The following is a 14,777-nucleotide window of genomic DNA, read 5'->3' on the forward strand; positions in this document are numbered from 1 at the left end:
CCTTTCATATATATGTATTAGCTATTCTATATAGAGAAGGGATGGAGTGTAAGTGGATTGTGAGCCGAAACGTGATTGTGGATGTTGCCAAAATAGTATATGTGAATTTTTACAAAGTCTAGAACCGTATACTAAAGTTGAAAGTATTGTAATAGTAGGAAACGAAATCGTTGTATCTTATTTTCTTTCATTTAATGTGATGAAAGGGATTGTATCATTCGTACAAGAAGACAGTGAGGATATTTTTGTAGATTGCTCAAAAATTGATGTAATCCGAATAGGAAAAGTTTGTAGTTGCAAATCGAAAGTTAAATATATTGAAGAGGACTTTAGCTTGCTAGGAAATGTGTGCCCGCAATGTTTAACAGAGGGGAGTACAATCTTTTTTGATTTTCATAATCCAGAATTAAATTTATCTTTACAAGCGAAAACAATTGATGCACCTATATGTACTGAATTTACAGATGAACTTGGGAATGTAGTAAAGCAATTTGCAATTGTAGGTGAAGCGATTGTTTCTAAGGATTTTGTTCAAGTACCTGAACTGTTAGATTTTCGATTAGTTTTATCGGATACTGCTGCGAACCCTTTGAAGTTTGGAATGCTGTTCATTAATTTTCCTGATATTACATTCGTTATTCTTTTCGCATCTAGTGGATACTTAAACATTTCAAATTGTTTAAAGGTAGAGAGTGGAACTGGTAATATCGAAATAGAAGAGCTGAAAAAAATGATAAAGGATGACGTTAACACGTACAAGTCAGTTGTTAAATTGACTAAAGTATATAAAAATGGTGAAATGGAATCTTTTATTTCTAAGAAGGAGTTATAACGCATTTTTTGATAAATCCTCATACATTATGTTGAGGGTTTATACATACACGATGTATATTCTAAAGTTTAAAAAGTGAGATACTCTTTTTTTATTAGATGTTATAATAATTTTATATTTGTGAATGATTTATAATTATATAAAAATTTAGTTTAATAGGTGTTTTCTTATATGGTAAATGGTTGATTGAAAAATTATATAAGTTTATTCTAAAAGATTTAGAATAAGATTGATTTTATAGAAGGCGGGAATGTAAATGATACATGAAGCGAATATACATACAAGAAAAAAACTAGTTTCTATGTTTGATGATTTCAATAACGTTATTTTACTTTCTTATTTACAAGGGCATATGGGGACTGCTTGGGTAAATGATCTTGAAAATCCAACAGTAGCACAAGTTACGGTAGGAATTTTCACATTTTACGCTGGAGACCCAAATGTGCAAGAAACAGAAGAGTTATTACGTAACATTCCTGAAAGAATTTTAGTTATCGTAAATAGTGAAGAGTGGAAACAACGCTTAGAAACATTCCATGAAAGAAAAATAGATAAGTTTTTACGCTATAAGTTCAAACGAAATTCAGAAGGTTTTAATCGTTCAAAATTACAGTCTTTTATATCAATACTTCCAAAAGGATATGAGTTAAAAAGAATAGATGAGCATATCGCAAATAGCCCTACATTACATAAAATCTCTGAAGATTTTATAAGTCAATTTCAGTCGGTAGAAGATTATATAAACCGTGGTATAGGTTATAGCATTTTATATAACGGAGAAGTTGTATGTGGTGCATCCTCGTATAGTATTTATAATGATGGAATTGAAATTGAAGTTGCGACTGATCACAATCATAGAAGAAAAGGCTTGGCAACTGTAGTTAGTGCAGCTCTTATATTGGATTGCTTAGAAAATGGAAAGTATCCAAACTGGGACGCAGCGAATACTACATCTGCTAACCTAGCAGAAAAGTTAGGATATGTTTTTGATAAAGCGTATGATACTTATTTTGTGGATAATAGATGAGTGAAGGAAATTACATACTAAAAAATAAATACGCCCTAGTACGTAAGTCTAGGGCGCATTTATTAGTTGGTAAATATCTTCATAACAATCTTATCACATTTTATCTTTTGAATGTTTGGAATTAAAGATATTTATGTGACTTTTTGAAAAAATAAAAGAGCAGCTAGCAAAAGCTAACTGCTCCTCTCCAAGGGAGAATGGAGAAATACAATCATGTTACCTATAGTATTGACGGAACATTGAGTTTTAATCAGCCATTTATAAAAGGAGAGATAAAATATCTTTGATTAATCCTTAGGCTCCGATTAGGAGTACTGATAGAAAAACGATTGAGAATATACTTTTTATTATATTTACAATTTAAATAGTAGAACGTGTTTATCGTAGTTCTCCAAACACCAATTATATTTTTTTAGAATAATTGGATGGACTGCTTCTTTCGTAGTATCGACTTCAGTATAGCCATATTTCTTATAAAAGTTTTCTAATTCCTCAAAAGGAAGACAATATACATCTTGTATTTGTGATTTTTTTACAGTTTCTACTAAAAATGAAACAAGCTCACCAGCTAATTGTAGCCCTCTAAATTTAGGGAGAATAAAAATCCCGCCCATTTCTATAGTATCTGCATCTATTTGGACTAATCGTCCAACACCTGCATACTCGTTGTTATATGTAATAATTGCAACTTTATCTCTCTTTAAATCACTTCGTACAAATCCTATTGATTCATATTGATTATTAATCCATTTTAAATCGTTAGATGTAGCTAGTTGAATACTCATATACATGCTCCTTCCGAATACTAGCGCTCTCTTCATTATATAGAACATAAGATACTATATCAAAGGAACCTTGAGATAGCACATTTGTTTAAGTTATTAGTTAAAAGTGTGGGGTTGCTGGCATTGAAATGTAGGCTTCACCAAATATAGGATAATAATGTTGTGAATTTAGTGTTACATAGTCAAAATAAAAAATAGTTCATGTGTTCGATAACGCACGATTTTTTTAGTGTAGAGAAAATCATAGGGATATTTTAATTAGTAGCTACTGTATTCATTGAAGCTATTAAGGAAATGTGGTAATCGCCAGCCTTAGTGATACAAATCATATTAGGATTTAGTAAAAAAACTCTTCCTGAAAAAGAGGGAGATTAAAGATAAGAGCACTTCGAAAAGTGCCCTTCAGTAACGACTACTCATTCTAAAAATATTATATGAAGTTAAGTGTATTTAAGTATGGGTCTTTTATATAAATGTGAAATAAAAGATGGTTGTCTTCTTGTTAGAAGGCTATTTTTTGTTATTACAAAAAAGAATTAGAAGTAAAATATAAATTCAAGTTACTTGTCCAAACAAATTATTAAAAAATACATAAAATGCTAGTAGTTAGCCAATATTTTAATATTGCTAATTTTTTAGTTTAAAAGGGGTGATTTTATGTGTGATTGTGAAGTTTGTAGACGAAAGAAAAACCGGGATCCATTAAATCGGGATTCTGAACGAAAAAAAGTGGATTCTGAGCCAATAAAAAAGGATTGTGAACCAAAAAAACAGGTTTCTGAGCCAATAAATCAGGATTCCGAATCAGTAAATTCTTATTCATATAGTAAAAATGCAAATTTTTTAGAAGAAGCTATACAAACAGATGAAATCGATCAAGTTTCTGAGGAATATATTGAAATAGTAGATTCAGCAGATGTACAAGTTACTACTACAGATACAAAAGCTGCGCTATCCATCCAAGCTGCGTTACAAGCAGCTATTGTGGTTGTAGTAAGTATTTCTATAGCAGATAGTGAAAAGGCAGATAAAATAACACAAGAATTGTTTCAAAAATCATCTATTAAACAAATTAATAGACAAAAAACATTTATTAAAAATTCCAGAAACGTAACCGTAACAACTACTGATACAGATATTGCAGTGAATATTCAAATTCTCCTTCAAATTTTATTAGCGTTACTAGTTAAACTAAACATTTTATAAAGTGTCTATCCCATTTATATTTAGCTATAATGGTTGACTCAAAGTAAATATTTTTTTGTTGTAATATGTGGTACAAGCTTGGACTTCTTATTATGACTAAATTAAAATTCAAGATTGATGGGAAGGTAAGTGGGGATAACTATACAATAGCAAAGGTGAACTTATTATTTAACAGTAATTAAAACTTATATATGTTAAGTAACGGGAGGCTGTCTTCGCATTAGAAGACAGCCTTTTGATTTCATTAGTAAAAAGAAGGGAAAATAGAAGATTAAGTTACTTGTCCAAGCAATTGTTATTTAAATACATATAATGCTGGTAGTTATTTGAAATTTTTATAGAAAACTGATAGGAGTGAACATTGTAAATGGATGATTTAAATAAATTTTCTTCCTTTAAGTTTGATAAAGATCAAAAGAATATAATTATAGACCTTTTACTCTCAGATATTTTTAATAGGCATGGGATAAATGAAGAAAAACTAAAAAATTTATCGCCAGAAAAAAAGCAGCAAATTAAAAGTATTATTTCTGAAATACAATCACAGGTTAATAATTATTTAGATTGAAAGGGGGTGAACTTATGGAAAAAACATGTCATTCAGATGGAAATAAAAAGTGGAGTGCATTAGATTCTTCAAATCCTCATCCGTCTTTTAAAAATGCTAGCGTTTCAGAAGCAGCTGCGCAAGAAAGTAAAACTTATCAAATTTCTGAAGAATCTATTACAATAGTTGATTCAGCAGATGTAGAAGTTACTACTACTGATACAAAAGCTGCGTTATCTATTCAAGCAGCTTTACAAGCAGCTATTGTGGTTATAATAAGTATTTCTATAGCAGATAGTGAAAAAGCTGATCGTGTAGCACAAGAATTGTTTCAAAAATCATCTATTAAACAAATTAATAAACAAGAAACTGTTATTAGAAATTCTAGAAATGTTACAGTTACGACTACGGATACAGACATAGCAGTAAATGTTCAAATTCTTCTCCAAATTTTATTAGCTTTACTAGTAAAATTAAATATTTTATAAAATGTTTAACCTGTTTTTTTATATAGTGATTCTTACAGGTGAATATAGTACAGGCTATAAATATTAATCATTAACATCGCCAAAATAATAATGAGAACAATGTGATGGGAAATAAAGTTTGGTTGTTTTATGGAAATTTAAAAGCCATTTCCTTTATTGGATGTGGCTTTTAAATTTTAAACAGTATAAATTTTAAACAGTATAAATTTGAAAAGATTATATTAAGATAAAGAATTAAAATATGATGATACAAAATACTTATAAAATTATTCGTGTTATTGAAAAATGATAAGAAAAAGGTGTTTAAAATAGAACCATTTTCATTAATAGTTCAAGTTTTGAAGAATAGTGCATACAATATAAAGTGTTTTCCTTTCTTCATTTAAGTTTTACGTATATAATTTAAAAGTACTATTTTTATTTTATTATTTTATATTTATAACAGAATAGAGGTTTAAAAATGGGTGTTAAAATCATTACGGATAGTGCGGCGGATTTACCAGTAGAATTGCTGCAAGCATATGATATTGATTTAATTCCACTCCGTGTATATGATGAAGTAGAAACAGAGTATTTAGATGGAGTAACATTAGAGTCAGTTACATTACTGCAAAAAATGAGAGAAGGCGCTGTTTATAAAACGTCATTGCCTTCACTTGAAACTTTCCAAGAAAAATTTGTTTCTTATGCAAAAGAAGGTAATCCTTGTATATATTTAGCTTTTTCATCTGAACTGTCTGGTACATATCAATCATCAGTTGTCATTAAAGAGGAAGTAAAAGAAACATATGCAGATTTAGATTTAGAAATTATTGATACGAAATGTGCTTCGCTTGGTCAAGGGCTTGTCGTATTAGAAGCTGCTAAAATGGCAAAAAACGGCGCATCAAAAGAAGACATATTAAAACGTGTCGCTTTTCTAATGAACCATATGGAACATATCTTCACTGTAGCTGACTTACAGTACCTTGTTAGAGGCGGGCGCTTAAGTAAAGTAGCAGGATTTATCGGTGGTTTATTAAACATTAAGCCGATTTTGAACGTGGAAGAAGGAAAACTTGTCCCACTTGAAAAAGTACGAGGGAAAAAGAAAGTATTAAGCCGTATTGTTGATATTATGGAAGAACGTGGAAAATACCTTAAAGGTCAAACAATCGCTATGACTCACGGTGACGACTTAGAAACAGCTGAAGCGTTAAAAGCATTAATTACTGAAAGATTTGGCTGTGAAGTATTTATCGTAAATACAATTGGTGCAGCAATCGGTGCACATACAGGTCCTGGCGTTATAACGTTATTTTTCTTAAATGAAGTAGAGTAAAGGATTGATCTTTTGATCAATCCTTTTTTATTTTTTAATCTGTGATAATCGGTCGATATGGTATGGATGAAGATGAAACCTTTGAAGTTAGCCTATATCAAATGCAATCCTGTAGAGGGAGTATTTTTTATATGTGAAATGATACTTTATGGTAGAAGAAAAGATATAAATAAGAATGCATTTATAGAAATCTGAATATTTAAGGATATCGAAATTTTTTTATTTCATATATAATTGTGTAGGAAGAAATATCTGTAACTATTTGTAAAAATAGGAGGCGGCTATAAAAATGCAAGGAATTGCTAGATGGGATTTAAATCGATTGTATTTGAATGAGGATATTCTATTTCCGATTTTAGAGTTGAAAGAGCAATATTTTGTAACAAAAGATGTAGAGGTTCTTTCAAAGCTTATACAAGCTATTGAAAAAGCAGAATACTATTTGTATTGTCAATGGGTTGAAGAAAGTGTTTCATCTGACCTTACTAAATTGAATGTGAAAGTGAAGGAACTAAAAAGTGAAGTACAGCAAATAATAAAACATAGTGAAGTAGAAACTTCCGATAATATTAATATTAAGTTTATAAAAAATGAACTTAGTGCGTGGGAAGATATGTACATACAATTACGGGATAGGATAGAAATAGAGCACAATAATAAACAATTATCCTTTGGACAAGCAAATAATATTGCAATGAATAGTGAAAATGAAAAGGAAAGATTAGAAGTATTCGAGTTACTTACAAGTACTTTACATAAGGAAAAAGAAATCTTTGCTACTGTATTAAATCAAATAGGGAGATTGCGTAATGCAAAGAGTAATGAAATAGAAGATAGAGAGATTTTAACACAATCTTTTCATGCGAATGGCATTTCAGAAGCTGTATTATTCCAAATGTGGAATGCGACAGAAGAAAACCTTGATAAATTAGTAAGTGCTTTAAACGTGTATAAGAAGGGAAAAGAGTCAATTACATGGCATGAACTTATGACAGTAAAGGAAAGTAATGAGGTTATAATTCCTTTTTCAGTAGCAGTACAAAACGTTTATGATGCATGTAAGAATATTGATGAAGAATTAGCAGAATTTGCACGTAATGCGATAGAAAGTGGATGGGTAGATGCTGAACCGAGAGAGAATAAACCACCAGGTGGGTTTTGTGCTCCATTTTTCAGTGAGAAAGAATCACGAATTTCAATGCGCTATGATGGGAGTATAGATAGTGTAAGAGTGCTCGCTCATGAATTAGGACACGCTTGGCATTTTTATAATATGAGTTTCGAACAATCTATATCTTTTTTAGATGATAATTTGCCAATGAGTACGGCTGAATCAGCATCTATTTTCTTTGAAACGGTACTCTTAAATTATCTAATTGAAACAACGGATAGTAAAGATATGAAAAAGTCATTACTTAGCTGGAAAATAAGAAATAGTTTTAATTATGTAATGGCAATACGAGCATCGTATCAGTTTGAAAAAACATTTTATGAAAAATGTAAAGAGGGTCCTTTAAGTGCTGATGAAATTGAGAAATTATCTATAATGGCACAGAAAGAAGCTTATGGAAATGCTTTAAGTGAATACCAACCGTTTGTATGGATGAAATATATTCAATTTTATATAGCAGATGTTCCTTTTTACAATTATCCATACACATTTGGATATTTAGTAAGTTTTAGTTTATTAGAAATCGCTCAAGAAAGTAAAGGTACTTTTCATTCGAAATATAAAGAGTTTTTACGAGAAACAGGAAAGGTTCCAGTAGAGGAGCTTATGAAAAAATATTTTGAAATAGATATAAGAAATTATGAATTTTGGAATAAGGCTTTTATTCAAATTTCTAAAGATATTGATGAATATTTGCAGCTTATGTAAGGGGAGAGTATAGTGGATCAGCAGTTTATAAAAGGTATACCTTTTTCAACTTTAGAATATGCAAAAGCTATAAGTTTATTAAAAGGTTGGCTACATGAACAACAAGAGAAACCAAGGTTTGTAGTAACTGCAAATCCTGAAATTGTTATGTCTGCAAAGGAAAATACGGAAAAATCAAAGCAGTTTAAAAAGATGTTACTATCTGCGGATTTAATAACAGCGGATGGGATTGGTGTCATAATTGGCTCGAAAATATTAAAAGGAACTTTGAAAGAACGTGTTACTGGAGCGGATTTAACTCACGATTTAATAAAATATTGTAACGACAATGAATATCGTGTCTTTCTTTTTGGAGCCGCTCCAGAAAGTAATAAAAAGGCATTAGAAAAATTAAATGAGCAGTTCCCAGGAGCGCAGTTTAAAGGACAGCATGGATTTGTAAATGGTGAAGAAATAGAAGAAATAAAAATGAAAATTAAGCAATTCAAGCCGCATTTACTACTAGTAGGACTAGGTTCACCAAAACAAGAAGAGTTCATCTATGAAAACATACAAACATTAAACGTTCCGCTATCTATTGGTATCGGAGGCATGATTGATATAATATCTGGTACTGTAAAAAGAGCACCGAAAATGATGAGGGATACCGGAACTGAATGGCTGTATAGGTTACTCTCACAGCCGAAAAGGTTAAAGAGACAACTTGTACTTCCGAAATTTTTATTGTCGGTTATGTCTGAGAGGATTAAAGGGATTAATTAATAAAGGAGACTACATACATGAACAGAATCGGCATTATTGGAGCAATGCAAATTGAAATAGATTTACTTTTAGAAAAACTAGTTATACAAGAGGAACAGACAATAGCGGGAATGCCTTTTTATATTGGAGAATTCATGGGGATAGAAGTAATTATTACACGTTCTGGTGTAGGGAAAGTAAATGCAGCTGCATGCGCGCAAACATTAATTCATAAATTTGATGTAGACTCTATCATTAATACAGGCGTTGCTGGTGGGTTACATCCAGATGTAAAAGTTGGCGATTTAGTTATTTCAACTAACGTAACCCATCATGATGTAAGTAAAAATCAAATGAAAAACTTATTTCCGTTCAAGGAAGAATTTATCGCAAGTAAGGAATTGGTAGAGTTAGCACGTAAAGCATGTAATAGTAGTAGTTTACGTACTAGGGTTCATGAAGGAAGAATCGTCAGCGGTGAATGTTTTGTTGAAGATTCAAAGTTAAAGGCGAAATTAATAGACGAATACGCACCTCATTGTACAGAAATGGAAGGAGCAGCAATTGGACATGTCGCCTACATAAATGATATACCGTTTCTTGTTATAAGATGTATTTCTGACAGTGCAGATGATGAAGCTCAAGTTTCTTATGATGATTTCGCGAAAACTGCCGCAAATTATTGTTCAGAAATTATCGTTGAGATGCTGAAAAATATATCGAGTAATACTTATAGTTCAAAAGGGGAGAATGACATGTTACAAGCGTTAATTTTTGATATGGACGGAACGTTATTTCAAACAGATAAAATTTTAGAATTATCGTTAGATGATACTTTCAATCACTTAAGATCACTACAACTATGGGATACAGTAACACCAATTAATAAATATAGAGAAATTATGGGTGTGCCGTTACCGCAAGTTTGGGAAGCTTTATTACCGGACCATTCTATTGAAGTAAGAGAACAAACAGATGCATATTTTTTAGATAGACTAATTGAAAACATAAAAAGCGGAAAAGGCGCTTTATATTCAAATGTAAAAGAAATATTTACATATATAAAAGAAAATAATTGTTCAATTTACATTGCTAGTAATGGTTTAACTGAATATTTACGAGCAATCGTAACTTATTATGCTTTAGACAAGTGGGTGACTGAAACGTTTAGTATTGAACAAATACAATCGCTAAATAAAGGTGACTTAGTTAAAAGTATTATGAACAAATATGATATAAAAGAGGCAGCGGTAGTTGGTGACAGGCTATCTGATATAAATGCAGCGAAAGACAACGGTTTACTTGCGATTGGATGTAATTTTGATTTTGCGCAAGAAGATGAACTTGCTCAGGCTGATATAGTAATAGATGATTTAATGGAGTTGAAGGGGATATTATCTGAAGTGAAGAATACGCACGCTATGAATTACATAAAGTAACAACCATAAAAATGCTCAGAATAAATGATTCTCGAGCATTTTTATGTGTTTTCATACTTAGGGGGAATGGACTTGAAAGATATACATATTCAAAAAATAGAAAATTTAATGGAGTATGAATTCAGTCATCTCGTTCAAGACAGTGAAGAAGAAGGTTTTAATTTCCTTATAAGACTAATAAATGAATATAAAAACAAAATAAATGTATTTAATAAAACTGGAGAATGTTTATATGGTGTTTTCCAAGGTGATATGTTAATTGGAGTTGGAGGTTTAAATGAGGATCCGTACACAAAAGACAATAAGATTGTGCGGTTAAGGAGATTTTATATTTCAAGGGATTATCGGCGTATAGGGTTAGGGAACTTATTATTAAACCAACTATTATGTCATGCGGAAAAGTATTTTGAAGTGATTGTTTTACATGCTGACACGAAGCAAGGGGATGTGTTTTATACTGCAAATGGATTTGTAAAAGGGGGATTATATAAGGGATCGAGTCACTACAAACTATTATAGAGATTGCTATCCAAAGAATAGCTACGGACAGGGTTTTTGTTGGTAAATCGATATATCTTAAAAATCGCTGATATATATGAAGTTGCGACCCTTATATAAAAAAACAACTTTTATAATTTCATTTACTAAATTGTTATTATAAAAAAGAGCACCTTAGCTTTTAAAATTTAGCTTATAAGGTGACTCCTTTTCAGTCAATTACGTTTTAACGTTCATTTGTTTCAATAATAATCCTGGTTTACCTTTTACATAATAAAAATGCGGATTATTTTCATCATCATAAAGCATAATATAAGGCTTTTCATTTAGTGGGAGCAGTATAAGTACTTCGTCTATTGTAGTGTGTAACCATTGATTAGTAATAGAAACCGGCTTAGATAATGGGATTTTTATCATATAGCCATCTTTTGGAACGACATTTAAGTTTTTAAATGGACCGGTTATTGCTTTAGCGTATTGAACTGCTTCTTTTTGGATTACTGGATCTAAAGATTGTTTTTGAATGACCATTTCTTTTTGACAATCAAATACTTCAATTTGTTGATTGGTTTTTGCGAACGCATTTGTTGATAATAGAAATAAAAGAAGAGAAATGACCCCGATTTTTTTTATCATAATACAACACCTCACCATTACTATCCCCTCAAAAGCTTTAAATATTTTTCTGTCACATTCATGTAACAAAGATGTTGTATGATACAATTGGTTTTTGTTTAAAAGCAATGGAGGAAAAAATATGAAAGTTTTAATTGCAGATGACGAACAAGATATGTTAAGAATTTTAAAAGCTTATTTTGAAAAAGAAGGCTTCGAAGTTTTATTAGCGAAAGACGGAGAGGAAGCACTTCAAATGTTTTATGATGAAAAAATTGATTTAGCAATTTTGGATTGGATGATGCCGAAACATAGTGGTATTACTGTCTGTCAGGAAATAAAAAAGAATTCAAGCGTAAAAGTGTTAATGCTTACGGCGAAAAGTGAAAGCGAAGATGAATTAGCAGCGCTTCAAAGTGGGGCAGATGAGTACGTAAAAAAACCATTTCATCCAGGAGTACTAATTACACGAGCGAAAAAGCTTATTCAGCATGATGATATTATTCAAGTACAAGATGTAAAGATAAATTTCGCCAAAAATAAAGTATATAAAAATGATATAGAGTTAGAAATTACAAAAACAGAGCTCGAATTAATAAAATGCTTTTTAAATCATAAAGGAACGATTTTAACTCGTAAAAAATTGCTAGATATTGTATGGGGATTTGACTATTTTGGAGAAGAGAGAACTGTTGATACACATGTAAGAAGGCTGCGTAAAAAAATTGGAGAAAATATTATTAAGACGCATCGCGGGCTGGGCTATAGTTTGGAGGAACAAAGTGAATAAACTTGGAAAAAAGTTATTTTTCAGTATTTCTGCAACTGTTATTCTCATCTTTATGATTTCGTTATTATTCATTAACAATCTCTTACCGAACTATAATATTTATAAAACACGTGAAAACTTAAATAAATTTACAACACAAATACAAAATACAACAGTGGAAAATATAGAGGATGTTATTCATACAATTGAAAGTGAAAACAACGTTACAATTGCGTATACGCCAATTAATCAGTCAGAAGATGCTATGAACGAAGCATTACGCATGCAACTTACGAAAAAGAAAGTGACGTTAAATAAGCTTTGGATTACGAAAGACGAAGTCATGAAAGTGAAGACGGAAGGGCAATCGAATAAACTGTACGATCAAGGAAAGGTAAAAGCGAGTTTTTTTGCTAAATATATTGCGAAAGATGATACGATAATTTTAATTGGGACTTCTATTGCGAATTCAAATGAAATTATAAGTACGTTAAATACATTTTACTTATACATCGTATGTTTCTCGCTGCTTCTTATTATTTTACTTGTGTGGATACTTTCAAAAATAATAACGACGCCACTGAAAGAGCTAAGTGATGTAGCTCAGGATATTTCACATTTGCAGTTTAAAAGAACGAAAGTGAAAACGAATGATGAAATAGGAGAGTTGGCCAATAGTATTAATATCATGAGCGAAAAACTACATGAAGCACATCAAGATTTAACTGATCGTAATGAACATTTAAAACGATTTATGGGTGATGTGACGCATGAATTAAAGACACCGATCGCATTAGTAAAAGCATACTCTATGGGGATTAAAGATGGACTAGATGATGGGACTTACGTAGATACAATTATTAAACAAACAGATCAAATATCAAACTTAATTGAAGAACTATTACGATTTTCTAAACTAGAAAGAGATATTTTACAAAAAGAAGAATTCCCTATTGAACCACTGGTCCAGAGTATATTAGATAAGCATCAGATTGAACTGGATTCGAAAGAAATTAACTTGCAAGTAAACTGTAATACGAGCGATACAATCGTTTATGCAGATTTAAATAAAATGAGAATGGTATTTCAAAATTTAATTTCTAATGCAATAAAATATTCAGCAAATCAAAACATAATAATTACTTTAGAAGATAGAAATAAAAGTATATATTTTCAAATAAAAAATGGCATTCATACGGAAAAAATTAAAGATATCGATAAAATTTGGGAGCCTTTTTACGTACTAGAATTTTCTCGTAGTAAAGAAAAATCAGGTACAGGATTAGGACTAGCGATAGTGAAAAGTATTTTAGAAAGACATGGTTTTGAATATGGAGTTTCCTCTATAGATGGAGAAATTCAATTTTATATAAATGTGAAAAAGGATTAATGAAAATATTAGTCCTTTTTGCAGCTTTAGAGGTTAGCGATACAGGATGAATCACCATAATTTTCAAAATTGATGTATTAAATGGAGAATTAGCAAATGTTCTACTTTCATTAAATTCACGTGAAGTTCACAGGGAAACGTTACATTTACATAGTTACATTTGAATTTAATGAAGTGAGGTATTCGGATTTGAAAAGAAAGAAATTAGTAATAGGTAGCATTTTAATGGGGATGACGTTATCTTTATCCGCATGTGGTTCATCAGATACTATTGTAACTACAAAATCAGGAAGCATTTCAGAAAGTGATTTTAACAAAAAATTAAAAGAAAACTACGGTAAACAGAATTTATCTGAAATGGTAGTAGAGAAAGTATTAGATGATAAATATAAAGTTACGGATGAAGAGGTAACGAAACAACTAAAAGAATTAAAAGACAAGATGGGCGATAATTTTAATACATATATGGAATCTAATGGTGTGAAAAATGAAGATCAGTTGAAAGAGAAATTAAAGCTTACTTTCGCTTTTGAAAAAGCTATTAAAGCAACCGTAACGGAAAAAGATTTTAAAGATCACTATAAGCCAAAGCTTCAAGTTAGCCATATTTTAGTGAAAGATGAAAAGACAGCAAAAGAAATTAAAGAAAAATTAAATAGTGGCGAAGATTTCGCGGCATTGGCTAAACAATATTCAGAGGATCCAGGTTCTAAAGAGAAAGGTGGAGAACTATCTGAATTTGGACCAGGTATGATGGTGAAAGAATTTGAGGATGCTGCATATAAGTTAGAAGTTGGTCAATTGAGTGAACCTGTTAAATCTTCCTTCGGATATCATATTATTAAGTTAACGGATAAAAAAGAGCTTAAACCGTATGAGGAAGAGAAAGAGAATATTCGTAAAGAATTAGAACAGCAACGTATACAAGATCCTCAATTCCATCAACAAGTTACTAGAGATCTGCTTAAAAATGCAGATATAAAGGTATCTGATAAAGACTTGAAAGATACCTTTAAAGAGTTAGAAAAATAATAAATGGAATGTAAGACAATCGATAGAAATATCGGTTGTCTTTTCCTCTATTTATCCCGCTATTTGCCGGGCAGTAAGACCCCCATCTCAAAATTTAGCGGAAGCAAAGAAGTTAGGCGGGGGCCCTGCTGCTCGTAAATGCCCGATTGGTGAGTGCTGATTACAGTTTCACTTTATAAAGAAGGGGGGAGTGGGAAAATACTTTCAC

Annotated in this window: 15 protein-coding genes; 13 read left to right on the plus strand and 2 right to left on the minus strand. The window is 31.0% G+C overall.

Going from position 1 to position 14,777, the window contains the following annotated elements; genetic code table 11:
• Positions 1 to 52: 52 nt before the first annotated feature.
• Together ASE54_RS12670 and ASE54_RS12675 are read left to right on the plus strand one after the other, a co-directional pair.
• The gene (locus ASE54_RS12670) at positions 53 to 832 is read left to right on the plus strand and encodes a BC_2878 family exosporium-associated protein (RefSeq protein ID WP_000340385.1); all 780 of its coding nucleotides are present in this window, start codon (positions 53 to 55) and stop codon (positions 830 to 832) included.
• Between the two features lie 256 nt (positions 833 to 1,088).
• Entirely contained in the window at positions 1,089 to 1,859 is a 771-nt protein-coding gene (locus ASE54_RS12675; protein ID WP_000581062.1) for a GNAT family N-acetyltransferase, read from the plus strand.
• A gap of 353 nt (positions 1,860 to 2,212) precedes the next feature.
• Here the strand turns inward: ASE54_RS12675 and ASE54_RS12680 are convergent, their stop codons facing one another.
• The gene (locus ASE54_RS12680) at positions 2,213 to 2,644 is read right to left on the minus strand and encodes a GNAT family N-acetyltransferase (RefSeq protein ID WP_000027164.1); all 432 of its coding nucleotides are present in this window, start codon (positions 2,642 to 2,644) and stop codon (positions 2,213 to 2,215) included.
• Positions 2,645 to 3,301: 657 nt separating this feature from the next.
• Between ASE54_RS12680 and ASE54_RS12685 the strand changes: the two genes are divergently transcribed.
• From ASE54_RS12685 to ASE54_RS12720, 8 genes are all read left to right on the plus strand, one after another.
• Entirely contained in the window at positions 3,302 to 3,850 is a 549-nt protein-coding gene (locus ASE54_RS12685) for a spore coat protein (RefSeq protein WP_000332789.1), read from the plus strand.
• A gap of 367 nt (positions 3,851 to 4,217) precedes the next feature.
• Entirely contained in the window at positions 4,218 to 4,418 is a 201-nt protein-coding gene (locus ASE54_RS12690) for a spore coat protein (protein ID WP_000342252.1), read from the plus strand.
• 14 nt (positions 4,419 to 4,432) lie between these two features.
• Entirely contained in the window at positions 4,433 to 4,885 is a 453-nt protein-coding gene (locus tag ASE54_RS12695) for a spore coat protein (protein WP_000415813.1), read from the plus strand.
• Positions 4,886 to 5,345: 460 nt separating this feature from the next.
• Positions 5,346 to 6,206 (plus strand): DegV family protein, encoded by an 861-nt coding sequence (locus ASE54_RS12700; RefSeq protein WP_000538298.1) that lies wholly within the window; start codon positions 5,346 to 5,348, stop codon positions 6,204 to 6,206.
• A gap of 289 nt (positions 6,207 to 6,495) precedes the next feature.
• Positions 6,496 to 8,085: a M3 family metallopeptidase gene (locus ASE54_RS12705; RefSeq protein ID WP_003262698.1), complete on the plus strand. Its 1,590-nt coding sequence runs from the start codon at positions 6,496 to 6,498 to the stop codon at positions 8,083 to 8,085.
• 12 nt (positions 8,086 to 8,097) lie between these two features.
• Positions 8,098 to 8,847: a WecB/TagA/CpsF family glycosyltransferase gene (locus ASE54_RS12710; protein WP_000372659.1), complete on the plus strand. Its 750-nt coding sequence runs from the start codon at positions 8,098 to 8,100 to the stop codon at positions 8,845 to 8,847.
• Positions 8,848 to 8,864: 17 nt separating this feature from the next.
• Entirely contained in the window at positions 8,865 to 10,265 is a 1,401-nt protein-coding gene (locus tag ASE54_RS12715; protein WP_001079713.1) for a 5'-methylthioadenosine/adenosylhomocysteine nucleosidase, read from the plus strand.
• 24 nt (positions 10,266 to 10,289) lie between these two features.
• Positions 10,290 to 10,784: a GNAT family N-acetyltransferase gene (locus ASE54_RS12720; RefSeq protein WP_057187471.1), complete on the plus strand. Its 495-nt coding sequence runs from the start codon at positions 10,290 to 10,292 to the stop codon at positions 10,782 to 10,784.
• 198 nt (positions 10,785 to 10,982) lie between these two features.
• Here ASE54_RS12720 and ASE54_RS12725 read toward each other — a convergent pair whose 3' ends face one another.
• A complete protein-coding gene (locus tag ASE54_RS12725; RefSeq protein ID WP_000591758.1) occupies positions 10,983 to 11,399 on the minus strand; it encodes a hypothetical protein in 417 nt (138 codons plus the stop codon).
• A gap of 121 nt (positions 11,400 to 11,520) precedes the next feature.
• On the opposite strand from ASE54_RS12725, the gene ASE54_RS12730 reads away from it, so the two are divergent.
• The 3 genes from ASE54_RS12730 to ASE54_RS12740 all read left to right on the plus strand — a co-directional run bounded on the left by ASE54_RS12730 (position 11,521) and on the right by ASE54_RS12740 (position 14,569).
• Positions 11,521 to 12,168 (plus strand): response regulator transcription factor, encoded by a 648-nt coding sequence (locus tag ASE54_RS12730; RefSeq protein ID WP_000865984.1) that lies wholly within the window; start codon positions 11,521 to 11,523, stop codon positions 12,166 to 12,168.
• The gene (locus ASE54_RS12735; protein WP_001037226.1) at positions 12,161 to 13,537 is read left to right on the plus strand and encodes a HAMP domain-containing sensor histidine kinase; all 1,377 of its coding nucleotides are present in this window, start codon (positions 12,161 to 12,163) and stop codon (positions 13,535 to 13,537) included. Before ASE54_RS12730 ends, ASE54_RS12735 begins: the two co-directional genes overlap by 8 nt.
• A gap of 189 nt (positions 13,538 to 13,726) precedes the next feature.
• Positions 13,727 to 14,569 (plus strand): peptidylprolyl isomerase PrsA, encoded by an 843-nt coding sequence (locus tag ASE54_RS12740; RefSeq protein ID WP_002162768.1) that lies wholly within the window; start codon positions 13,727 to 13,729, stop codon positions 14,567 to 14,569.
• Positions 14,570 to 14,777 lie beyond the last annotated feature (208 nt).

Origin of the sequence: Bacillus sp. Root131, from assembly GCF_001429475.1 — a bacterium.
GTDB lineage: Bacteria > Bacillota > Bacilli > Bacillales > Bacillaceae_G > Bacillus_A > Bacillus_A thuringiensis_S.